General features: G+C 59.9%; 1 protein-coding gene. It reads left to right on the forward strand.

What is annotated here, in order from left to right; all coding sequences use genetic code 11:
• Positions 1 to 1310: TnsB C-terminal domain-containing protein (locus P0D73_RS46435; protein WP_408436456.1), on the forward strand; the 1310-nt coding region annotated here is incomplete at both ends.

Genomic DNA, 1310 nt, shown 5'->3' on the forward strand with positions numbered 1-1310 from the left:
CGCTGCACGCCGACGGTTGCGTTTTTGGGTTCCGCGCTTTGCAGCCTCACTCGAGGGTTGCATCGTACGCTCGGCTGACGGGCGTCGTCGTGCAAGGGGAGCGAGGCAGCCGCGGGGCCGCAGGGGCGTTCTCGCAGCTTCTCGAGCGATATCCCGTGCTGGCAACATGGCTGCGCCTGCAGGTCAAGCGGCGTCGCGTGACTATCGAGCAGGTTCACACCGACGGACGACTGCATACCCGACTGCACGACTTGCAGCCACTCCACGTCGCTTTTCTGCAGGAGTGTCGTGCTGCTGGCCTGACGGTCGCAGATTACCCATTCAATACTGATGGGCGGGCAATCCGATCGCTCGGAGCACGTTTGAAGGCGGAGATGTTGCGCACATTTGCCGAAGGCGCACGAGCTGCGGGAGCATCGCATCTCAAGGGTTTGCCGTACCATGACAACGAGGCTGGCATCCCGAGCGCGAAGCGTCCCTACCAGGTCGTGGAATTCGACGGCCATCGTCTGGACATCCGACTGAAGATCGTGGTGCGTGACCAGCTCGGTTTTGAGCACGAGTTCGAGATCGAGCGTGTCTGGCTACTGGCGATCATTGACGTCTGTACAAGAGCGGTTCTGGGTTATCACATTGCACTGGGAAGAGAGTACAGCCGGTACGACGTGATCAAGACCATCGAGAACGCTCTAGAGCCGCACCGGCCGCGATCCTTCACAATTGAAGGTCTGGCTTTTGACGCTCGCGACGGCTTTCCATCGCAGCGTTTGCCCGAGCTCGGGTACGTGACATGGGAGTGGATGAAGCTCGACAACGCGAAGGCCAACCTTGCAAACGAGTCGCTCGCGGCCATGTGCGAATTTGTCGGTTGCTGTGTCGATGCGGGGCCGAAGCATAGTCCGGACGAGCGGCCCTATATTGAGCGGTTTTTTGGCACCATCGCCAGTAGGCTATCTTCCCGGCTACCCGGATACACCGGCTCGCATCCACGTGATCTACGTCGTGCGCTGGCGGATCCGAAAGGGAATCTGCGCCTCTTTGTGTCGCTGGACGAACTCGAGGAGCTCGTTGAATACGCGATCGGAAGCTATCACGGCACACCGCACGGCGGACTGAACAATGTCACACCGCTGGACGCAATCGAGTATTTCGTGCGCGGCAAGCAGCAGTTGCTCAACTGGCTGCCCGAACATCGTCGACGCACGCTCTGTCTGATGCAGTCGGCGGTTCGGTGCCCGGTACGTGCCTATCTCGACAAGGGTGTCAGGCCTCATATCAACCTGCACGGCGCTCGGTATACAAGCGATGTA

The organism is Paraburkholderia sp. RL18-101-BIB-B, assembly GCF_046026985.1.
In the GTDB taxonomy this organism is placed as follows: domain Bacteria; phylum Pseudomonadota; class Gammaproteobacteria; order Burkholderiales; family Burkholderiaceae; genus Paraburkholderia.